24 protein-coding genes are annotated in these 20,147 nt (G+C 44.6%); 16 read left to right on the top strand and 8 right to left on the bottom strand.

Annotated elements, in window-relative coordinates; genetic code table 11:
• Window positions 1-234 precede the first annotated feature (234 nt).
• The 3 genes from IW644_RS08905 to IW644_RS08895 all read left to right on the top strand — a co-directional run bounded on the left by IW644_RS08905 (window position 235) and on the right by IW644_RS08895 (window position 3,499).
• A complete protein-coding gene (locus IW644_RS08905) occupies window positions 235-672 on the top strand; it encodes a ZapG family protein (protein ID WP_269917299.1) in 438 nt (145 codons plus the stop codon).
• Between the two features lie 88 nt (window positions 673-760).
• A complete protein-coding gene (locus IW644_RS08900) occupies window positions 761-2,122 on the top strand; it encodes a DegQ family serine endoprotease (RefSeq protein WP_269917325.1) in 1,362 nt (453 codons plus the stop codon).
• 306 nt (window positions 2,123-2,428) lie between these two features.
• Window positions 2,429-3,499, top strand: a complete 1,071-nt coding sequence (locus IW644_RS08895) for a trypsin-like peptidase domain-containing protein (RefSeq protein WP_269917298.1) — start codon at window positions 2,429-2,431, stop codon at window positions 3,497-3,499.
• Between the two features lie 149 nt (window positions 3,500-3,648).
• Here IW644_RS08895 and murA read toward each other — a convergent pair whose 3' ends face one another.
• The 7 genes from murA to mlaF all read right to left on the bottom strand — a co-directional run bounded on the left by murA (window position 3,649) and on the right by mlaF (window position 8,356).
• Window positions 3,649-4,911, bottom strand: a complete 1,263-nt coding sequence (gene murA, locus IW644_RS08890; RefSeq protein ID WP_269917297.1) for a UDP-N-acetylglucosamine 1-carboxyvinyltransferase — start codon at window positions 4,909-4,911, stop codon at window positions 3,649-3,651.
• A 12-nt stretch (window positions 4,912-4,923) separates the two neighbouring features.
• Window positions 4,924-5,181 (bottom strand): BolA family protein, encoded by a 258-nt coding sequence (locus tag IW644_RS08885; protein ID WP_012517351.1) that lies wholly within the window; start codon window positions 5,179-5,181, stop codon window positions 4,924-4,926.
• A 29-nt stretch (window positions 5,182-5,210) separates the two neighbouring features.
• Window positions 5,211-5,519, bottom strand: a complete 309-nt coding sequence (locus IW644_RS08880; RefSeq protein WP_269917296.1) for an STAS domain-containing protein — start codon at window positions 5,517-5,519, stop codon at window positions 5,211-5,213.
• Window positions 5,516-6,181: an MlaC/ttg2D family ABC transporter substrate-binding protein gene (locus IW644_RS08875; RefSeq protein ID WP_118490199.1), complete on the bottom strand. Its 666-nt coding sequence runs from the start codon at window positions 6,179-6,181 to the stop codon at window positions 5,516-5,518. The genes IW644_RS08880 and IW644_RS08875 overlap by 4 nt, the downstream gene beginning before the upstream one ends.
• Window positions 6,182-6,299: 118 nt before the next feature.
• Window positions 6,300-6,773, bottom strand: a complete 474-nt coding sequence (gene mlaD / locus IW644_RS08870; protein WP_012517348.1) for an outer membrane lipid asymmetry maintenance protein MlaD — start codon at window positions 6,771-6,773, stop codon at window positions 6,300-6,302.
• A 9-nt stretch (window positions 6,774-6,782) separates the two neighbouring features.
• Window positions 6,783-7,559: a lipid asymmetry maintenance ABC transporter permease subunit MlaE gene (mlaE, locus tag IW644_RS08865; RefSeq protein ID WP_179982447.1), complete on the bottom strand. Its 777-nt coding sequence runs from the start codon at window positions 7,557-7,559 to the stop codon at window positions 6,783-6,785.
• Window positions 7,556-8,356 (bottom strand): phospholipid ABC transporter ATP-binding protein MlaF, encoded by an 801-nt coding sequence (mlaF, locus tag IW644_RS08860; RefSeq protein WP_269917295.1) that lies wholly within the window; start codon window positions 8,354-8,356, stop codon window positions 7,556-7,558. The genes mlaE and mlaF overlap by 4 nt, the downstream gene beginning before the upstream one ends.
• A 564-nt stretch (window positions 8,357-8,920) precedes the next feature.
• On the opposite strand from mlaF, the gene IW644_RS08855 reads away from it, so the two are divergent.
• From IW644_RS08855 to mgtE, 12 genes are all read left to right on the top strand, one after another.
• Window positions 8,921-9,877: a calcium/sodium antiporter gene (locus IW644_RS08855; protein WP_269917294.1), complete on the top strand. Its 957-nt coding sequence runs from the start codon at window positions 8,921-8,923 to the stop codon at window positions 9,875-9,877.
• Between the two features lie 2 nt (window positions 9,878-9,879).
• Window positions 9,880-10,860: a KpsF/GutQ family sugar-phosphate isomerase gene (locus tag IW644_RS08850; RefSeq protein WP_269917293.1), complete on the top strand. Its 981-nt coding sequence runs from the start codon at window positions 9,880-9,882 to the stop codon at window positions 10,858-10,860.
• Window positions 10,861-11,409 carry a 3-deoxy-manno-octulosonate-8-phosphatase KdsC gene (kdsC, locus tag IW644_RS08845; protein WP_269917292.1) on the top strand — a complete coding sequence of 183 codons (549 nt, stop codon included), beginning with the start codon at window positions 10,861-10,863 and terminating at the stop codon, window positions 11,407-11,409.
• A complete protein-coding gene (gene lptC / locus IW644_RS08840) occupies window positions 11,406-11,984 on the top strand; it encodes an LPS export ABC transporter periplasmic protein LptC (protein ID WP_269917291.1) in 579 nt (192 codons plus the stop codon). The genes kdsC and lptC overlap by 4 nt, the downstream gene beginning before the upstream one ends.
• The gene (lptA, locus tag IW644_RS08835) at window positions 11,953-12,498 is read left to right on the top strand and encodes a lipopolysaccharide transport periplasmic protein LptA (protein ID WP_269917290.1); all 546 of its coding nucleotides are present in this window, start codon (window positions 11,953-11,955) and stop codon (window positions 12,496-12,498) included. Before lptC ends, lptA begins: the two co-directional genes overlap by 32 nt.
• 2 nt (window positions 12,499-12,500) lie before the next feature.
• Window positions 12,501-13,226, top strand: coding sequence for an LPS export ABC transporter ATP-binding protein (lptB, locus tag IW644_RS08830; RefSeq protein WP_118490207.1), 726 nt, complete (start codon window positions 12,501-12,503; stop codon window positions 13,224-13,226).
• Between the two features lie 73 nt (window positions 13,227-13,299).
• Window positions 13,300-14,781, top strand: coding sequence for an RNA polymerase factor sigma-54 (locus IW644_RS08825; protein ID WP_269917289.1), 1,482 nt, complete (start codon window positions 13,300-13,302; stop codon window positions 14,779-14,781).
• A 30-nt stretch (window positions 14,782-14,811) separates the two neighbouring features.
• A complete protein-coding gene (gene hpf, locus IW644_RS08820) occupies window positions 14,812-15,099 on the top strand; it encodes a ribosome hibernation promoting factor (protein ID WP_012517338.1) in 288 nt (95 codons plus the stop codon).
• Window positions 15,100-15,112: 13 nt separating this feature from the next.
• Window positions 15,113-15,556 carry a PTS IIA-like nitrogen regulatory protein PtsN gene (ptsN, locus tag IW644_RS08815; protein WP_118490209.1) on the top strand — a complete coding sequence of 148 codons (444 nt, stop codon included), beginning with the start codon at window positions 15,113-15,115 and terminating at the stop codon, window positions 15,554-15,556.
• 83 nt (window positions 15,557-15,639) lie between these two features.
• Window positions 15,640-16,485, top strand: a complete 846-nt coding sequence (gene rapZ / locus IW644_RS08810) for an RNase adapter RapZ (protein ID WP_269917288.1) — start codon at window positions 15,640-15,642, stop codon at window positions 16,483-16,485.
• A complete protein-coding gene (locus IW644_RS08805; RefSeq protein ID WP_179982438.1) occupies window positions 16,485-16,757 on the top strand; it encodes an HPr family phosphocarrier protein in 273 nt (90 codons plus the stop codon). Before rapZ ends, IW644_RS08805 begins: the two co-directional genes overlap by 1 nt.
• Before the next feature lie 175 nt (window positions 16,758-16,932).
• Window positions 16,933-18,291, top strand: coding sequence for a magnesium transporter (mgtE, locus tag IW644_RS08800; protein WP_269917287.1), 1,359 nt, complete (start codon window positions 16,933-16,935; stop codon window positions 18,289-18,291).
• Window positions 18,292-18,346: 55 nt separating this feature from the next.
• Here the strand turns inward: mgtE and IW644_RS08795 are convergent, their stop codons facing one another.
• Window positions 18,347-19,099 carry a response regulator transcription factor gene (locus tag IW644_RS08795; protein ID WP_269917286.1) on the bottom strand — a complete coding sequence of 251 codons (753 nt, stop codon included), beginning with the start codon at window positions 19,097-19,099 and terminating at the stop codon, window positions 18,347-18,349.
• Window positions 19,100-19,321: 222 nt separating this feature from the next.
• Here IW644_RS08795 and IW644_RS08790 point away from each other — a divergent pair, with 222 nt between their 5' ends.
• Window positions 19,322-20,137 carry a spondin domain-containing protein gene (locus IW644_RS08790; protein WP_269917285.1) on the top strand — a complete coding sequence of 272 codons (816 nt, stop codon included), beginning with the start codon at window positions 19,322-19,324 and terminating at the stop codon, window positions 20,135-20,137.
• Window positions 20,138-20,147 lie beyond the last annotated feature (10 nt).

Genomic DNA, 20,147 nt, shown 5'->3' with positions numbered 1-20,147 from the left:
AAGTCAATAGCGGCGCACGCTGCACCGACCTGCTTGAATTTCTCAATTATGACCTTAATTTTAATGGAAATCACGGTAGAATCTCACATTGAAATTCGACATACACTGAATAAATGAAACTATGTATGCGCTTTTCGGGTTTGACCTTGCTATATTCAGCATATGGTCGAAAGCAGCTTTTAGATCGTAGAAACAAAGGTCGGCTGCACGATGTAGATTTATTCGGAGAATATAATGGAATTGTTAGTATCTCTTGCTTTGTTAGTTGTTGGTTTAATTATTGGCTTTTTCGCTGGTCGCTTTCTTCAACAAAAGCAAGGCGCAGGTAATGCTGCACAAACTGAGAAGCAAGTTAAAGAGATCCTCGCACAACAGGCGCAGCATCATATACATCAAACTCGTCAAAGCTTAGAAAGCATTGAGAGTCAGTGTGAAACGCTGAAGCAACAAATTGAAGAGTACGAAATGCTGCTTGAACAAGGCAGCGATGAAGAAGATAGCAAGGTTCCTTTCTACGGGGAGCAAGCTACAACCTATTTACGCAATAATTTGAAAGGGACTGACAAGTCTAAAGTAAATCGTGTTTCTGATACCCAGCCGAAAGACTTCGCAAACTCAGGTTCGGGGTTGTTCGTCGGCGGTTCTGAGCAGAATAACGCAGAAAAACAGTAACATCGGGAACTTTATTACGACGTCAGACTCTTTTACTGAAACCATGCTATGTCGCATATAACATGAAGGAGTGTAAGCGAACATGAAAATGTCTTTCCGCCATTGTCTATTGGCGTCTGCCGTTGTTGTAAGTTCACTGGGCTTTACTGCTAGTACGCAGGCGGCGTTACCGTTCTTTTCTGATTCAAAAGACGAAGTGCCGTCTTTAGCCCCTATGCTCGAAGAAGCGACCCCTGCGGTAGTCAGTATCGCAGTGGAAGGTACGCAAACTTCTACACAGCGCGTACCAGAAATGTTTCGCTACTTCTTTGGTGCACCGCAAGAGCAAGTTCAAGAACGTCCTTTCCGTGGTCTTGGTTCTGGTGTCATTATTGATGCTGACAAAGGTTATGTAGTTACCAACAATCACGTTGTTGATAACGCGGACGAAATCACAGTTAAATTAACAGACGGACGCGAGTTCAAAGCGAAAAAGTTGGGTTCTGACGAGCAAAGTGATATCGCTTTGCTTAAGATTGAGCCGGATGATTTAAAAGCGTTGCCGCTTGCCGATTCTGACGTGCTACGCGTTGGTGACTTTGTAGTCGCCATTGGTAATCCATTCGGTCTTTCTCAAACCGTAACCTCAGGTATTGTAAGTGCTTTAGGCCGTTCAGGCTTAAACATTGGCGGTTACGAAGACTTCATTCAAACTGACGCGGCAATTAACCGCGGTAACTCAGGTGGCGCACTGGTTAACCTTCACGGTGAATTGGTTGGTATCAATACCGCTATTTTTGGCCCTAATGGCGGCAACGTGGGTATTGGTTTTGCTATTCCTGCCAATATGATGAAAAGCCTTGTCGATCAAATTGCTGAATATGGTGAAGTACGCCGAGGTCTCTTGGGTATTCTAGGTAGTGATATTGATGCAGGCCTTGCCGAAGCTATGAATGCCGAGGTTAATATTGGTGCATTCGTAAGCGAAGTACAGCCTGATTCTGCTGCAGAGAAAGGTGGTCTTCAGGCAGGCGATATCATTACGGCGATTAACGGTCGCAAGCTCCACAGCTTCCAAGAACTGCGTGCAAAAATTGCAAGTATGGGGGCTGGCGCAGAGGTTGAGCTAACCGTTATGCGTAAAGGTAAGAAAATGAACGTAGACGTTGTATTAGACGATGCTACTGATACCACGGTAACTGCAGCTCAAATTCACCCAGCCCTAGAAGGTGCCACACTGTCTAATGGTACTGACGATGCTGGCAATGCTGGTGTAGTCGTATCTGAGATTGAGCGTGGTGCACCTGCGGCGCGTATTGGCCTTCAATCTGAAGATGTGATCATTGGTGTTAACCGCGTTCGCATATCAACGGTTGCGGAGTTCAGAAACGCGCTAGACGAAGCCAAAGGCGTTATCGCACTTAATGTAAAACGCGGTAACTCTACCCTTTACTTGGTTATCAGACAGTAGAGCTCAGTTCTCAAAGTTACTAATTCCTAAACAGGAATACATGTTAAACGGCGCTTTTAAAGCGCCGTTTTTTATTGAGGAAAACTATCCCCTTAGCCCTATCCACATTAGCTTACTTTCTAACCATCTCTTGTGACGTATTGAGTTACACAAAATTTGCTTTTCATTACGGTAGTTTAGTGAATAAAGTGATATCCTTTACATTAATAACGATAAATTCAGATTGTTGCGCTTTTAATTTGTGAAGTAGTACCTCAATAACGGTGCGTATGGAGTAAGTGCGACAGACAACAATAAGTGTGACTTGTGACTGGCCGCTCAATATTTAACTTCTTACTAAAATCTATCATCCTAGGCGTTGCCGTTGCGGCTTTGCTGTTGATTTTTTTGCCGGAACTTAGACAAGGTAAGGGGCTAGCCCAAGGCTTTTTTAATGAGCCATCTGTTAGCGCCAGTCGCGAAAGCTATTTTGCAGCGTTGAGCCGCTCCGCACCAGCCGTCGTGAACATTTATAGTGTTAGTATCGAAAACGGCTCAGGCCTATTTCGAAATCAATCGCGTGGGCGTACCAATTTGGGCTCTGGCGTTATTATGACAGAGAACGGCTACCTGCTTACCTGCCACCACGTTGTAGCCAATGCCGACAGTATTTACGTAGCAGTGCAAGACGGTCGCATTTTAGAAGCACAAATTGTAGGTACTGACCCCCTCACCGACCTTGCCGTATTGAAAGTCACGGCTGACAACCTACACATTATTCCTCAGGTATCAGAACCCGATACCCATGTGGGCGACGTAGTAATGGCAATAGGCAATCCCTTTGACTTGGGGCAAACCATAACCCAAGGGATCGTAAGTAGAGCAGGTCGCAATGGCTTGTCGAACTATGTAGATTTTATTCAAACCGATGCCGTATTAAACCAAGGAAACTCGGGTGGTGCTTTGGTAGATAGTAATGGGATTTTGCTGGGTATCACCAACGCCAATTTCCAAGTGCTAGATTCTAACAATCGCGCACGCAATGTAGATGGAATTAACTTCGCTGTTCCTTATGAACTGGCTAAGCGCGTTATGGATGAAATTATCAGCAATGGACGGGTTGTGCGCGGCCAGCTTGGTTTTGTAGGCGGAGAGAACCGCAATCGCCCAGGCATTGATGTACAGGCGGTAGCTAAAGGCAGCCCTGCCGACATCGCAGGTATTCGCCCGGGTGACATCATAGTAGCCATTGATGGTGTGCGTTTGGAAAGCGCATCTAAAACGCTGGATATGATTGCTGAAACAGAGCCTGGCACTGAGCTTGAAATTGAACTTAGCCGCGATGGGCAATCAATTACGCTAACGGCAACTGTTGGAGAACTCCGAGCGGGGCAATAGCCTTAGTAGTACTTAACTACACATTTAGCGCTTGAGCGTTTATTACTGTTGTAAAAACATTCGCGAAGATAGTCGGTAAGTAGAATTTTATACAAAAAAAAGCGCCGCATGGGCAAATGCGGCGCTTTTTCTTGTGCAAGGTTTAAGGTTTACTCTTTAACTCGCTCGATAATGGCACCCAAACCACCCAATTTCTCTTCTATCGATTCATAACCACGGTCTAAGTGGTAAATACGATTTACGTGAGTCTCACCTTCTGCGATAAGCCCAGCGATAACCAAGCTTGCTGAGGCGCGAAGGTCAGTAGCCATTACTGGCGCCCCTTTCAAACTTGAACTGCCCTTAGACACGGCTGAGTTAGCTTCAAGTGCGATTTCTGCGCCCATGCGTTGTAACTCTGGTACATGCATAAAGCGATTCTCGAAAATCGTTTCTGTTATTACGCCTGTGCCTTCGGCAACGCAGTTAAGGGTAACAAACTGGGCCTGCATATCTGTAGGAAATGCTGGGTGTGGTGCGGTTTTAACACGCACAGCCTGTGGCTTACGCCCTTCCATATCTAGCTCAATCCAGTCTTCGCCCACTGTGATCTTCGCACCAGCTTGCTCTAGTTTATCTAGTACAGCATCTAACGTATCTGGTGCCGCATGAGTACAACGGACTTTACCGCCTGTTACAGCCGCCGCTACCAAGAAAGTACCGGTTTCAATGCGATCTGGCAGTACGGCATAATCACAACCATTCAAGGTTTCCACACCTTCAATGGTAATTTTATCGCTTCCTGCACCACTGATCTTGGCGCCCATTTGAATAAGACAGTTCGCCAAATCAACAATTTCAGGTTCACGTGCCGCGTTTTCCAAAATAGTCGTACCGTCTGCCAATGCTGCTGCCATCAGTAGGTTTTCGGTAGCGCCTACACTTACCATATCCATAAAGATACGCGCGCCTTTTAAGCGACCATCAACTTCAGCGCGAATATAGCCTTCGTCTACTTCAATCTTTGCGCCCATCTTTTCAAGGCCAGTCAAATGAAGGTTTACCGGGCGTGCACCTATGGCACAACCACCAGGCAAAGACACGTTCGCTTTACCCTGCTTAGCTAACAACGGGCCTAATACCAAAATTGAAGCGCGCATAGTACGCACTAAGTCGTAAGACGCCGTCACACTTTCAAGTGTACTTGCATCAATAACAATATCATTGGGCGCAGGAAGTGCTACTTCTACACCTAACTCACGCAAAAGCGCCGTGGTAGTGTTGATATCACGAAGACGAGGAACATTGGTATAACGACAAGAGGAATCAGTAAGTAGGCTGGTCATCAACAGCGGCAGTGCCGCGTTTTTCGCACCAGAGATACGCACTGTACCGTTAAGTGCAGGGCTCTTTTTTATTACAAGTTTATCCACGAGCGACGCCTATTATTGAGGAATGTTGAACTGGCGCTCGCGCTCCCAGTCTTTTACTGAAAACGTCTTGATGGTAATTGCATGCATGCTGCCGTCTGCAATTTTATCAGCTAAAGGCGCGTACACTGCTTGCTGGCGCTTTACGCGGCTCATTTCATTGAATGCATCGCTAACTGCAATGATATTAAAATGCGAACCTTCGCCTTTTACGTGGACTTCGTGAAGATCTAACGCATCTTTCAAGATTTTTTCAATTTCAGACAATTCCATAACTTACTTCTTTATTCGCTTAATGGTGTTTATTCTACGGGTAAAAAGCTATCCGCGTCGCTAATTTTCGCAAGCTTTTGTAGCTTCTCGGGCATTTTATAAAGGGTCATGCTAACACCATTTTGCTTTGCATCCCTAACAGCATTAATAAGCCATGCTAAACCAGCACTGTCTGCACGCTCCACATCGCCTAAATCAACTTGGCACTTTTTGTTACTAACCAACATGCTACGTTGGTTGCCGCTTAAACTTTCCCAAAAATTTTTCGACAGCGTTTCACGGTCTAATTGACCGTGAACCACTATTCTACCCGTGTCATTTACCTCGAACAGGCTCACTCAGCCTCTCCTTCGATTTCAATTGGCTCGCCTTGCTTCAGCTCTACCGGCTTGCCAATTTTGTCACGCATTAGTGCGATAACTGCATCAATACCATCTTGACGAAGAATTGATTCAAACTCACTGCGCTTACTGTTTAGCATGCTGATACCCTCAGCGACCATATCATATGCTTTCCATTCGTTCGTTTTGCTGTCTTTACGAACTTTAAATGCAATTTTAATTTCAGGACGGCTTGGGTCTTGAACCACTGCGCGTACGGTTACCGATTTTTTGTCTTCAAACGATGACTCAGGTTCAAAGATTACTTCTTGGTTGTCGTAGTAGCCCATTGCTACAGCGTATGTGGTTACTAGATATTGACGGAAAACGCTGATGTACTCACCCATTTTTTCCTGAGGCACAGATTTGAAGTGCTTACCTAACACCATGAAAGCTGCAAATTTATAATCAATATGCGGAACAAGCTCTTCCTGCATGATAGTGCGCAGCATTTCAGGGTCGTTTTTAATCGCTTCCTGATTTGCTTTAATTCGTTCAAACGTTCTATTAGCTACATCTTGAACCAACTCATAAGGGTTTTGTTCATTAACTTCCTGCGCATTCGCCATACCTGCTACAGACATCATAAAGATGCCAATTGCTACGAAAAACTTTTTCAAAATAAATCTCCTAACTTCAAACTCTTTTAAGCAGACCTGACAATGAGGTAATTAGTTTCATCAGGCCGCTGGAATTAATTAACGACTTCGTAATATACGCTTAGTCGTTGAACCGCGATTAGTCTTCGTCGCTGCCGCGGTTAAATAAGAACTGCCCGATAAGGTCTTCAAGCACCAAAGCTGACTTTGTATCTTGTAGGTAGTCGCCATCTTGTAGGTTAGCAACACCATCAAAAGAGAACCCTGGCTGGAAGCCTACGTATTGCTCACCTAATAAACCCGAGGTCAAAATAGACACCGAGCTTGTTTCAGGGAAGCCGTTGTATTCGTTTAAAATAGATAGCTCTACTACTGGTGTGAAATCTTCTTGATCTAGAGAAATAGATGATACACGGCCTACGGTTACGCCACCCACTTTTACAGCAGAGCGAGGCTTAAGCCCGCCAATGTTGTCGAACTTCGCGTATAAGGTATAGGTATCGCCTTCGGTTGCGACCGTTTGGTTTGCAACTTTAAGTGCCAACAATAACAAAGCACCTATCGTAAGCATGACAAACACACCAACCATTACTTCCGTTTTATACTTACTCATTCCAATCCCCTACTCGATACCAAACATAAGGGCGGTAAGCACGAAGTCCAGCCCTAATACTGCTAATGATGAATAGACCACCGTTTCGGTAGTCGCTTTGCTGATCCCTTCCGATGTTGGAATAGAATCGTAACCTTTAAATATGGCAATCCACGTCACAACCAAGGCAAAAACGAGGCTTTTTATAACGCCGTTTATAACATCTTGATTCCAATCAACCGTCGACTGCATGATTGACCAGTAACTGCCTGCATCAACACCTAACCAATCTACGCCGACTAAATGACCACCTAAAATGCCAATGGCACTAAAGATAATGGCTAGCATTGGCATGGCTAACATTCCCGCCCAAAAACGAGGAGCAACTATGCGCCTTAGTGGGTCTACCGCCATCATTTCTAAACTACTTAATTGCTCGGTGGCTTTCATAAGGCCAATTTCAGCGGTCAACGCTGACCCGGCACGCCCAGCAAAAAGCAATGCGGTGACTACTGGACCAAGTTCACGCAATAGTGAAAGCGCGACCATGGGACCTAAGCTGCCCTCCGCACCGTAATCGACTAAAATGGTATAGCCTTGCAGTGCCATAACCATTCCAATAAATAGCCCCGATACCATGATGATCAGCAGAGACTGCACACCCACCACGTATAACTGTTTAATAACCAGTGGGACGTTTTTTACTCGGGGAACAGCGATAAGTGCGCCAAACAGCATGAGTGCTGCTCGACCAATCGCAGTAACTTTCCCTATAGTTTTAGCGCCTAATGATTGGAAGAACTTCATTTATCTACCCCCAGAAAGCTTGCTTTCAGGTCAGGCGCTGGGTAATGAAATGGAACCGGGCCATCTGCTTTACCTTTTAAGAATTGTTGAACCAATTCGGAATCGCTCTCTTTAATTTGCAGCGCTGTACCTTCACCAATGACGCGTTTATCCGCTAAAATGTAAATATAATCAGCGATGGTCAGCACTTCCGTTACGTCGTGGGTCACGACAATGCTAGTTAGGCCAAGAGCATCATTGAGTTCTCGAATAAGTTTTACCAGCACACCCATGGATATGGGGTCTTGTCCAGCAAAAGGCTCATCGTACATAATTAAATCGGGGTCTAGCGCTATTGCTCTAGCTAGCGCGGCCCTGCGCGCCATTCCACCAGAAAGTTCGCTCGGCATTAACTGCGCGGCGCCTCTCAGACCTACGGCCTGTAGCTTTAAAGCGACAATAGTTGCTATCAAGTCTTCTGACAGATCAGTATGCTCGCGAAGCGGAAACGCCACATTGTCGAACACCGTCATGTCGGTGAAAAGCGCACCACTTTGAAAAAGCATGCTCATTCTACGACGAGTTTCGTAAAGAGACTTTCTCGACATAGAGACAATTGAATCGCCATCAAATTTTACGTCGCCTTCATCTGGCGTTAACTGCCCGCCAATAAGGCGCAGCAGCGTGGTTTTACCTATTCCACTTGGCCCCATTACCGCAGTAATTTTGCCCTTAGGTACCTTCAATGAAATCCCATCATAAATGATGCGTTCTGCGCGTTTGAAGGTTAGGTTATCTACTTCAACTAAATGATCCATAGTTACTTAAATGTCGACCCCTGACGCTGGATTGAGTTGGTTTTGAACGCCGCTATCAATCCACTTAGAAAATATTAAAAGTATATGAGCGATGTGCATATTCAATTTCTGTGCCTTCGCACACATAACTCATAAAGTTTACTGACCAGTTTACTTTTAAGAGCCAACAAATTCAAAAAAGTTTACTCTGCAGTGTAGTTTTTTATGTTTACAGGCTGGCTTGTCCAGTAGACACACTATCTGGGCGTGTAATTTGGAGCCATTGTACGCTTTTTCAAGACACTCGCCAAAGTCAAAAAGTTACAAGTTATGTTCGATTAAGACGAATAATAGTGGCACCTTCCTATTAAGGATTAACATATCGCTTCGATTCCCATCCTATTGTGCTGTTTATTAACTGAAACTGAACGCTTACCAGCAATATGCTCGAACCGCTATGATGGGTGTGGTAAGTGGAAATTTACATCAATTGACAATATTTGGTGAAAATAAAACGATGCTGGCATAGGCAAATGGCACTCTTTTTGCGACAATCTATCGAAATACTAACTATTACAGGTTGTTGTGCTTTTAAACATTGTCATTTTTTTGGTTGGGTTGATTGTCTTAAGTTGGAGTGCAGACCGCTTTGTGTACGGTGCTTCCGCGCTAGCAAAGAACATCGGCATCTCTCCTATGATGATCGGGTTAACGATTGTCGCCATGGGCTCTTCGGCACCTGAAATTGTGGTTTCCGCTATTGCCTCTGCAAATGGCAATATGAACACAGCCGTGGGTAATGCCCTTGGTTCAAATATAACTAATATCGCGCTCGTATTAGGTGTAACTGCGTTAGTAAAGCCGCTTCTTGTTTCATCTACAACGCTTAAGCGTGAACTCCCCGCCCTTCTTATTATCTCACTGATTGCGCTAGGCTTTATGTTTGATGGCGAGCTAAAGTCTTACGAAGGGATAATTTTACTAGGTCTATTTATATTTGTTTTGGCAATGATGGCTTGGTTATCGCTACAAGTTGATAAAGAAGACCCGCTGGTGGCTGAGACCGCAGATGAAATTCCAAAGGGCGTTTCTAATACCTCTGCGCTTATCTGGATTGGTGTTGGCCTTGTTGTATTACCTTTGAGTGCCCACTTCCTTGTAAACTCAGCCGTGGAAATTGCCAGATACATGGGCATTTCTGATTTAGTTATCGGGTTGACGATTATTGCGTTTGGCACAAGCCTTCCTGAATTAGCGGCAAGTGTCGCAGGTGTGCTTAAAGGTGAAGACGATTTAGCACTGGGTAATATTATTGGCTCTAATATTTTCAACCTGCTAGCCGTACTCGGTATGCCAGGTTTAATTGCCCCAGGTCTGCTAGACCCTGACGTTTATAACCGAGACATGTACGTTATGCTCGGTTTGACCTTGCTGTTGTTCTTGTTCAGCTTCGATTTAATTGGAAAGCGTACTATATCAAGAACCAATGGATTCATACTTCTGGCTTGCTTTATCGGCTACCAATACTGGCTGTTCGGATAATCATGAATACACAAACTCAGATGCACTATATCGAATCGGCAAAGCGCGTTATCGACATTGAAACGCAGGCTATTGCCAACCTTGCAGAGCGCTTAAATGATGACTTTATCACTGCATGCAACATTCTTTTCTCTTGCAAAGGTAAAGTGGTTGTAAGCGGTATGGGAAAATCTGGACATATCGGCAATAAAATCGCCGCTACCCTCGCAAGCACTGGGACACCTGCCTTTTTCATGCATCCCGGTGAGGCCAACCACGGCGACTTGGGCATGCTGAGTAAAGGAGATGTGCTCTTAGCCATTTCCAATTCTGGTGAAACCAATGAATTAGTTAACTTGCTGCCCGTTGTTAAGCGCTTAGGTATACTGGTAGTGGCAATGACCAACAGTGCCGATAGTTCGTTAGGACAACACGCAGATGTAGTGCTGGATATTAGTGTAGAAAAAGAAGCGTGTTCATTAGGTCTGGCGCCCACATCAAGCACTACGGCCACACTGGTTATGGGTGATGCCCTAGCGGTAGCCCTGCTTGACCAAAAAGGTTTCACTTCAGACGATTTTGCGCTGTCGCACCCTGGCGGTAGCTTAGGTAGAAAGCTGCTGCTTAAAGTGAGTGATATCATGCTGAGTGGCAGCGATATCCCACTAGTAAATTTAAATGCAACCGTTGCTGATGCACTTTTGGAAATCTCTAAAAAGGGCCTAGGCATGACTGGTGTTATCGCACCTGATGGTTCGTTAACAGGCGTATTTACTGATGGTGATTTACGCCGAATACTTGATGCCCGTATAGATGTGCATAGTGCGACAGTAGAAGATGTAATGACCAAAGGCGGCAAAACAACCACAGCAGAGCAGCTAGCTGTAGAAGCCCTAAACCTAATGGAAACCCATAAGATAAGCGCATTGATGGTTACCGATGAAAAGCGCAACCCTGTTGGAGCCTTCAACATGCACATGCTTTTAAAGGCGGGAGTACTCTAAATGGCGACAACTCTATACACCGATTTAGACCAGGCACTTTTTGAGCAGTTAGCAAATATTAAGCTACTGGTGTGTGACGTGGATGGCGTATTTTCAGACGGACGCATTTATTTGGGCAACGACGGTGAAGAACTTAAAGCTTTTCACACCCGCGACGGCTATGGCGTAAAAGCCTTGGTAAGTAATGGTGTGAACGTCGCCGTTATAACAGGGCGTCGCTCAGCAATTGTAGAAAACAGAATGAAGGCGCTAAATGTGGCGCACATTATTCAGGGTGAAGAAAACAAAGCTGACGCGCTTGGCGAGTTAATGAAAAGCCTTGGGTTAAGCCCCAGCGAAGTTGCCGCCGTAGGTGATGATATGCCCGATACTGGCATGTATCAACACGTAGCGGTAAAAATTGCGGTTGCCGATGCTCACCCTTTTGTTGCAAAACAAGCGAACTGGATCACCACACTTCCAGGTGGGTTTGGTGCGGTTCGAGAAATATCGGATACTATTTTGCAGGCTAAAGGCGTTGCAAATGACATTTTCGGAGCTAGTGTATGAGCCAGTTTGGCTTTAATCGCTTAGGTTTAAGTATATCGGCGCTATTTATTTTAGCGATGCTGATGTACATCCCAACGTGGATGGAAGAGCAGCCTGAAACTCAAGGTAGTAGCGAAAATGATGCGCTTAAGCCTGCCTACAAGGCAAAAAACTTAACTACGACCTTGTACAACCAAGATGGTGAGTTAAATCACAAAGTCTTTGCAGAGTCGATGGAGCACTACGACCAATTAGGCTTTGTTTTGTTCCAACAACCTAAATATACCCTTTATACAGAAAGTGCTTCATCACCTTGGGTTGTAACTGCCGAGGAAGGAACGCTTTATAACAATGAATTAATTCAGCTTGAAGATAGCGTTGTTATTGAAAATCAAACCAGCGATGATTTTGTCAAAAGTTTATCCACGGAATACATCCAGATAAATTTAGACACGAAACAAATGACATCTGATCAACCCGTTGAGATACTGGGTACGCAATACCTTATTTTAAGCAATGGGTTTAACGCGAATTTACGCACACAAGAATACGAGCTTTTAGATCATGTACAAACGACTTATTCCCCTAGCAACTAGCCTTCTACTTGCCATCGCTAGCGGTGCGGTAACAGCCAGTGAAGAAGATTTTTCACAACCCATTAAGATAGGGTCAAACACCCAGTTTATTGATGGTAAAAACAAAACAGCTCTGTACAAGGAAGATGTACTTATTACCCAAGGTTCACTCCTAATCGAAGCTGATGAAGTAGAAGTAATAGCTACAGATGGCAGCGGCCGTGAAATATTTATCGCTCGTGGCAACCCTGCAAGCTATTCTCAATCACTAGAAGACGGTACACCAGTATCAGCGAAAGCTAATGAAATTCGCTATGAAGTAATTAATCGCACTATTTCTCTGGCGGGTAATGCTGAGCTACAGCAAGATACCAGCAAAGTGCAAGGTGATAAGATTACGTTCGATATGATTACTGAACAATTGCTTGCAACGGGTGGCGCCGGTGAAGATGGTGAAGGTCGTGTAACCACAGTGTTTACCCCTGACACCATTCGTAAAACATCGTCTAAGAAAGACAACGAGGACAATGAATAGCAATGGCAACTTTGAGCGCTAAAAACCTTGCTAAATCGTATAAATCGCGACAGGTTGTTCGCGATGTAAGCCTTTCAGTGTCTACCGGTCAAATTGTTGGGCTTCTCGGCCCTAATGGCGCTGGTAAGACCACTACTTTTTACATGATTGTAGGCTTGGTCAACTTAGACAAAGGCAAGATCGAAATTGATGATAATGAGCTTACTCACCAGCCAATGCATGAGCGCGCACGCCGCGGTATAGGCTACCTCCCGCAAGAGGCATCAATATTTAGAAAGCTTACGGTACATGAAAATATCATGGCCATTTTGCAGACCCGTAAAGATTTAAATTCACAACAGCAAGAAGAAGAAGCAGATGCCCTACTTGATGAATTTAATATCAACCATATACGTAATAGTACGGGGATGAGTTTGTCAGGGGGAGAACGGCGTCGCGTAGAGATTGCTCGAGCTCTGGCAGCAAAACCACAATTTATTTTGTTAGACGAACCATTTGCCGGTGTTGATCCAATATCAGTTAATGATATAAAGAAGATAATACAGCATCTGCGAGATAGGGGTATTGGTATCCTTATCACGGACCATAACGTACGCGAAACATTGGATGTTTGCGAAAAAGCGTACATTGTGAGTCATGGCGAGCTTATTGCGCAAGGAACTGCGGAACAGGTTTTAAGTAATCAAAAAGTAAGGGACGTATACCTAGGCGAACAATTCAGGCTATAGTTAGTGTAACCGAATTGTCATTTTTCAGTTTCGCTCTGGTATATTTAATTTAGAGCATTTAAATAAGACGTAGATGAAACCATCTTTACAGCTAAAATTTAGCCAACAACTTACAATGACACCTCAGCTGCAGCAGGCCATTAAGCTGCTGCAGCTTTCTACGCTTGATCTTCAGCAAGAGATTCAAGAAGCGCTCGACTCTAATCCGCTTTTAGAAGTGGAAGAAGGTAGCGACGAGCCACAAGTAGAAAAGAACAATGTCGATAGTGACAATAGCGCTGCTGAAGCGACAGCTTCTGCATCAAGCGACACGCTAGAAGCAGGAGATGCACTGGAGAAGAATGACCTTCCCGATGAGCTACCTATCGACAGCACTTGGGATGAGTATTATTCCGCTTCTTCTGCGCCTGCACCTGGTCCATCTAATGATGATGAACAAATATTCCAAGGTGAGACCACTGAAGACATCCAAGAGCACTTGCTTTGGCAAATGCGGCTCACTCATTTTTCGGATACTGACCGCGCCATTGCTACTGCAATCATCGATTCGATTGACGAATCAGGTTATTTGACCGTTACTCTTGACGATATCTTAGAAGCGGTCAACGATGATGATCTTGAAGAGCCTATCGAAATGGACGAAATAGAATGTGTACTTAAGCGCATTCAAATGTTCGACCCCATTGGTTCAGGTTCTCGTACCCCTCAAGAATGTCTTATGGTGCAATTGCGCCAGTTTTCAGAAGACACACCGTGGCTTGCTGAAGCGAAGCAGCTTATTGAGGAATATTCAGATTTACTGAGCAGTAAAGACTACCGCACCCTAATGCGTAAGAGCCGATTAAAAGAAGATCAGCTGCGCGAAGCAATGCGTTTACTTCAAACCTTGAATCCTCGTCCAGGTAGTGCTTTAGTTACTAAAGAGCCTGAGTACGTTATTCCTGATGTCTCAGTAACCAAGAAAAATGGCCGTTGGGTGGTTGAGCTAAACCCCGACAGTCTGCCGAAATTAAGCGTAAATCAACAGTACGCAGCAATGAGTCGCCGTGCTAAGAACAGTAGCGATTCACAATTCATCCGCTCACACATGCAAGAGGCCAAGTGGTTCATAAAGAGCCTTGAATCTCGTAACGATACCTTAATGAAGGTCGCAAATTGTATTGTGCAGCAGCAAATGGGCTTTTTTGAGCACGGCCCGGAAATGATGAAACCAATGGTGCTAAATGATGTCGCAGAAATGGTAGATATGCACGAATCGACTATTTCCCGTGTGACAACGCAAAAGTATATGCATACGCCTCGTGGTATCTTCGAATTGAAGTATTTCTTCTCAAGCCACGTAGCAACTGAGTCAGGTGGTGAATGTTCATCTACAGCGATTCGTGCATTGATCAAGAAGTTAGTGGCTGCGGAAAATCCTAGCAAGCCCCTAAGTGATAGCAAGATTGCTTCGTTGTTGGCCGAGCAAGGCATAAAAGTCGCTCGGCGAACAATAGCAAAATACCGGGAATCGTTATCGATCCCGCCGTCGAACCAACGCAAAAGCCTTATCTAACCGGGCTTAAATATATAAGGAAGACGAAATATGCAAATCAACCTTACTGGTCATCATGTCGAAATCACCGACTCTTTGCGTAATTATGTCGATACGAAGTTCAGCAAACTTGAACGTCACTTTGATCACATTTCTAATGTGCATGTCATCCTGAACGTTGAAAAATTAAATCAAAAAGCCGAAGCGACTGTTCATTTAAGTGGCGCTGAAGTATTCGCATCCTCAGAAAATACCGACATGTATGCGGCGATTGACAGCATGGTTGATAAACTCGACCGGCAGGTAATCAAGCATAAGGAAAAACTGAAAAAACATTAGTAGTTAATTAAGCATGGATATACAAGCCATCGTAAGTCTGGACCGCACCGAGTGTGCGGTTCAGTGTAATAGTAAAAAGCGAATTCTTGAGATCATCGCTGATATCGCTGCCAAGCAAAATGATAACATTGACCAGGCAACGGTTTTAAATAGCTTAATGGCTCGAGAACGTATGGGTAGCACGGGTATTGGCAACGGCATAGCACTGCCTCACGGTCGCCTGGCTGGCCTTGAGAAGGTAATAGCAATTGTTGTTACAAGCACACCAGCTATCAACTTTGATGCCCTAGATGAAAAGCCCGTAGACATATTTTTTGCGCTACTCGTTCCCGAAGAGCAAACCGAAGGACACCTTCAAACACTGGCTACCGTAGCCGGTAAGCTCAGTGACAAAGAAACAATTAAAACAATACGCCGCGCAACAACCAGCGACGAGATTATTTCTGCATTAAGTTAAGCCATAAGAGCCTATACATTATAGATAGGCGCTTTATTCAACAACGCGTATGCGATGAAACCAGAATATAAGGGAGAGTTTAGGTGAAGCTGATCATAATCAGTGGTCGTTCAGGGTCTGGTAAGTCTGTCGCACTTCGCGCTTTGGAAGACTTAGGTTATTACTGTGTTGATAATATCCCAGTAAATTTGCTTCCCACCCTCACCCATACTGTTGTTGATGAATACGACCAAGTTGCAGTAAGTATCGACGTAAGGAATCTTCCCAAAAATCCAGATGACTTGGTAGAGATTCTAGATTACCTGCCTTCTTCTTGGTCGATGACTATAGTGTACATTGACGCAAGCGATGACGTACTGGTCAAGCGGTTTAGCGAAACTCGCCGTCTTCATCCTTTAGCTAAACTAAATAAGTCTCTATCAGAAGCTATCAGAGCAGAATCTGCGCTCCTTGCTCCAATTACTGAACGCGCTGATTTATACCTTGATACAGATAAGCTAACGATACACCAACTCGCCGAACTCATTCGGGAACGTATTTTAGGGAAGAAGAGCTCACGCCTTGTACTGGTGTTTGAATCGTTTGGCTTTAAACATGGCATTCCTAAAGACGCAGATTATGTTTTTGATGCGCGCTTCCTTCCCAACCCTCATTGGGAGCCTGACCTTAGACACCTTACTGGGTTAGATGCCCCCGTAGAGGTATTTTTAGGCTCACAGCCCGTAGTAACAAAATTCATCTGGCAGATACAGAACTTAATGACCACATGGCTTCCTCACCTAGAGCGCAACAATAGAAGCTATGTAACGGTAGCGATTGGTTGCACCGGCGGCCAGCACCGCTCTGTCTATATTGCCCAAACCTTGTCGAAAACCTTCAGTGAAATACATCCTGATGTTCAAATTCGTCACCGAGAGCTTAACCAGTAATGACTATTCAAAAAACGCTTACTATCGTTAATAAACTAGGTTTACACGCTAGAGCAGCCACGCAATTGGTTAAGCTTGCTAATCAATTTGATGCCAAAATCATTTTGAAAAAAGGTGATAAAGAAGCCGATGCAAGTAGCGTTTTAGGCTTGATGATGCTGGAAAGTCATCAGGGCGAACAGGTAGATGTTATTGTCGATGGTGATGACGCGGTCGATGCACTTGCTGCCATCGAGGAGCTAATTGAAGGCAGATTTAACGAAGACGAATAGTCTCAACACGCCTCACTCTTGACGAATTAATCAACAGCGAACTTAGTAATTCCAAATTCTTGCGTAAAAGCCACGCAATTATCATGACAGACTTAATATAATTGCGATATTCTACGCACACTTAGGCTAAAACAGTCTCTATTTTTCCATCTCAGCATAGTAGGAATAACGCCTTATGGCAGAAGCGCTTGTTTCTAAATACGTACAAACCCAATTACGTGCACTCAACGCAGCGTTAATAAACGGGCAATTTGTATCTGTACGTAAGCTTCTGCTTGAACTTCCTCCTTCAGACGTTGCGCATATTCTTGAATCTAGTCCAAGCAGAACCCGTGACGAGTTATGGGAGCTTATTGATAGCGATTTTCACGGCGACATTTTAGAAGAACTGTCTGACGATGTTCGAAACGGTATCATCACAAAGATGCTCCCCGCCAATGTGGTTGATGCACTTGAAGAGATGGATACCGATGACTTAGCAGAAACGCTAAGCAGTCTTCCCGAGCCAGTATTGGCCGACATTCTCGATTCAATGGACGCACAAGACCGCGTGCGCGCAGAGCAAGCACTGTCTTACGGTGAAGAAACCGCTGGTTTCATCATGAACACCGACACCATTACTTTGCGTCCTGATGTTACCATCGATGTGGTTCTACGTTACATTCGTTTAAAAGGTGAGTTACCAGAAAATACAGACACCTTCTATGTAGTAAATAGAACCGACAACCTAGTGGGTATCATCCCGGTTGCCCGTCTACTCACCGCGGATACCGACGACAAAGTGTCTGATGTCATGGACGAAGAGTCAGAGGCCATTCCGGTAAACATGCCCGACGATGAAGTGGCGAGCCTATTTGAGCGTTATAACTGGCTTTCAGCTCCGGTAGTTGATGAAAATCATCGCCTAGTGGGGCGAATTACCATTGATGACGTAGTTGATATCATTCGTGAAGATGCTGAGCACTCTATGATGAGTATGGCCGGTCTCGATGACGATGAAGATACCTTTGCACCGGTTATGCAAAGTACTAAACGTCGCTCCGTGTGGTTGGCAGTTAACCTTGTCACTGCGCTAATGGCAGCTATGGTAAGCGACTTATTTGAAGCTACGCTAAGTCAGCTTGCCGTTTTAGCTATTCTAAATACCATAGTACCGAGTATGGGCGGCGTGGCTGGTAACCAAACGCTAACACTCGTTATTCGCGGTATGGCGCTCGGTCATGTAAATGCTAGTAACTCTCGCTGGCTTATTAGTAAAGAAATTGCTATCGGCTTTTTAAATGGCGCAATTTGGGCGGTGCTTATTGCCTCTGTCATTGCCCTATGGAAACAAGACTACATGCTAGGCGTTATTATTGCCTTTGCAATGATGGTAAACATGATTGCTGCGGCACTTGCTGGCGCAACCCTACCTATGATTATGAAGCGCCTTAAAATAGACCCTGCGCTCGCTGGAAGCGTTATACTTACCACTATCACTGATGTGGTTGGTATCTTCGCCTTTTTAGGTACGGCGACCCTGTTTTTAATTTAGGCCTAAAAAGAATATTCATCCTCAATAGGGGCCCAGCAATTTTTTGCATTATAGCTTAGGCAATTAGCGCCTTGTCTGTATACGCATTTATATTAAGTTTGTATCCGACGCCCCATACGGTCTGTACCAACTGCCCGCCGTTTTTAATACTGTTAATCTTATCGAGTTTAGCGCGTAGCCTATTAATATGGGTGTTTACTGTATGTTCGTAACCTTCGTGATTATAACCCCATACCTCACTGAGTAGTTGATTGCGAGAAAAGACCTGATTGGGATGCCTACAGAAATAGTTCAACAAGGTGAATTCTCTTGCTGTCAGTGTCAACAATTGCCCATTAATTGTTACGCTGTGATACCGCAAGTCGACGCTAAGCGGACCTATCTCGATACGCTCATCACTACCACCGGAAGCTGTCGTATTCTCACGGTTGGGCATACTTCTGCGCATATGAGAGCGAATACGTGCTGAAAACATGCGTTCGTCAAACGCACCAGTAAGGTAGTCATCAACACCCGCTTCATAATAATTTGCTTCATCTACCTCCGTACAGGCCGTATTTCCTGTCGACATATCACTTTCAACAGCCACTACCCAGCTTTCGGAGTTAGCGTCTACTAAAGCTTTAATACGCTGCAGGCACATCGCATTTCGCGCCGATTCAACGATTATAAGTGAATAATGTTGTGCTTTTAGCAAGGATTCTGCTGATTGAAAATTAGAGACTGCGTCATAAAGAAAACTATGCTTGCTCAAACATTGCGATATGTTTTGTTGAAACTTATTCCCGCTGTAGATGATAAGGATCATAACTCGCTCCTAATTCGCCGATAAAAAACAAGACCGGAGCGTTTTGAATTTTATTCCACATAAACAACATTTTTTTTATATAACGCACGAGTCTTGTATTTCTAACGGTATTGATATCTTTTGGGACGAATCTGTGTGCTTTTTGTGAGATTTTTGTGATGAATTAACAATTTTACTGCCCTAAATTTTTATGCGATTTAATACATAAACAAGGACAAGAAAATGAAATTCACTAAACTTGCTAGCGCTACCCTACTGTCGCTCGCAACAATTTCAGTAAGCCAAGCGGTTACATTAGATGTTGAAATTACTAACTTAACCCAAGCACAAAGCTTTACGCCGCGCCTTGTGATTGCGCACGATGAGACCGTTGACGCTTTTGAAGTGGGACAGCCAGCTTCATCGGCTTTAGCGTGGCTTGCTGAAGCGGGTGTTATTGATGATGAACAAAACGCTGACTCAAGCGGAGCTAACTTTGAAGCGTTATTGGGTCCGGTCGATACAGACAATGGCTCAAACACATGGCATCGTTTTGGTGGTCTGCTAGCCCCGAAAGCAACATTAAGTTATCCCTTCGACACAATGGACAAGCCTTATCTTTCACTGCTGTCTATGCTGATACCGACCAATGATGCCTTTGTAGGTATGGACAGTATTGAAATCCCTACTGAACCTGGCACCTATACGTATTATCTTAATGCTTACGATGCTGGCACTGAGTTGAACGATGAGCTAAATAGTGCGCGTACTGACGTCGTTGAAGCCGGTACAGGAAATGCGCTAGGGGGCTATGGCGTTCCTGGTGTTGCTGGCGGCGGTGCACCTACTCGTATCGTTGACTTAGGTACGGGCGGCACAGGTGTGGGGGCACAGGTAGTTAATGGTGAAATAGAAGATGGTGAAGATGGCCCAGTACACATTCACCGCAATGCGCTTGGTGACACCGACAATGCTTCAGGTGCAAGTGATTTAGATTCAACTGTACACCGTTGGTTAAACCCCGTTGCACGTGTTGTTATAACTGTTCCTGCATCTTAAGGAGCCATTA

It is taken from the genome of Alteromonas sp. PRIM-21, assembly GCF_027563165.1.
GTDB lineage: Bacteria > Pseudomonadota > Gammaproteobacteria > Enterobacterales > Alteromonadaceae > Alteromonas > Alteromonas macleodii_A.
This window is presented reverse-complemented; position numbering and strand designations above follow the sequence as displayed.

What these genes read in the sequence shown, in the direction of transcription:
- IW644_RS08905 (WP_269917299.1), top strand. Translation starts at nt 235, where the DNA reads ATGGAATTGTTAGTATCTCTTGCTTTGTTAGTTGTTGGTTTAATTATT.
- IW644_RS08900 (WP_269917325.1), top strand. Translation starts at nt 761, where the DNA reads ATGTCTTTCCGCCATTGTCTATTGGCGTCTGCCGTTGTTGTAAGTTCA.
- IW644_RS08885 (WP_012517351.1), bottom strand. Translation starts at nt 5,181, where the DNA reads ATGGAATTGTCTGAAATTGAAAAAATCTTGAAAGATGCGTTAGATCTT.
- mlaD (WP_012517348.1), bottom strand. Translation starts at nt 6,773, where the DNA reads ATGAGTAAGTATAAAACGGAAGTAATGGTTGGTGTGTTTGTCATGCTT.
- mlaE (WP_179982447.1), bottom strand. Translation starts at nt 7,559, where the DNA reads ATGAAGTTCTTCCAATCATTAGGCGCTAAAACTATAGGGAAAGTTACT.
- mlaF (WP_269917295.1), bottom strand. Translation starts at nt 8,356, where the DNA reads ATGGATCATTTAGTTGAAGTAGATAACCTAACCTTCAAACGCGCAGAA.
- IW644_RS08850 (WP_269917293.1), top strand. Translation starts at nt 9,880, where the DNA reads ATGAATACACAAACTCAGATGCACTATATCGAATCGGCAAAGCGCGTT.
- kdsC (WP_269917292.1), top strand. Translation starts at nt 10,861, where the DNA reads ATGGCGACAACTCTATACACCGATTTAGACCAGGCACTTTTTGAGCAG.
- lptC (WP_269917291.1), top strand. Translation starts at nt 11,406, where the DNA reads ATGAGCCAGTTTGGCTTTAATCGCTTAGGTTTAAGTATATCGGCGCTA.
- lptA (WP_269917290.1), top strand. Translation starts at nt 11,953, where the DNA reads ATGTACAAACGACTTATTCCCCTAGCAACTAGCCTTCTACTTGCCATC.
- lptB (WP_118490207.1), top strand. Translation starts at nt 12,501, where the DNA reads ATGGCAACTTTGAGCGCTAAAAACCTTGCTAAATCGTATAAATCGCGA.
- IW644_RS08825 (WP_269917289.1), top strand. Translation starts at nt 13,300, where the DNA reads ATGAAACCATCTTTACAGCTAAAATTTAGCCAACAACTTACAATGACA.
- hpf (WP_012517338.1), top strand. Translation starts at nt 14,812, where the DNA reads ATGCAAATCAACCTTACTGGTCATCATGTCGAAATCACCGACTCTTTG.
- ptsN (WP_118490209.1), top strand. Translation starts at nt 15,113, where the DNA reads ATGGATATACAAGCCATCGTAAGTCTGGACCGCACCGAGTGTGCGGTT.
- IW644_RS08805 (WP_179982438.1), top strand. Translation starts at nt 16,485, where the DNA reads ATGACTATTCAAAAAACGCTTACTATCGTTAATAAACTAGGTTTACAC.
- mgtE (WP_269917287.1), top strand. Translation starts at nt 16,933, where the DNA reads ATGGCAGAAGCGCTTGTTTCTAAATACGTACAAACCCAATTACGTGCA.
- IW644_RS08795 (WP_269917286.1), bottom strand. Translation starts at nt 19,099, where the DNA reads ATGATCCTTATCATCTACAGCGGGAATAAGTTTCAACAAAACATATCG.
- IW644_RS08790 (WP_269917285.1), top strand. Translation starts at nt 19,322, where the DNA reads ATGAAATTCACTAAACTTGCTAGCGCTACCCTACTGTCGCTCGCAACA.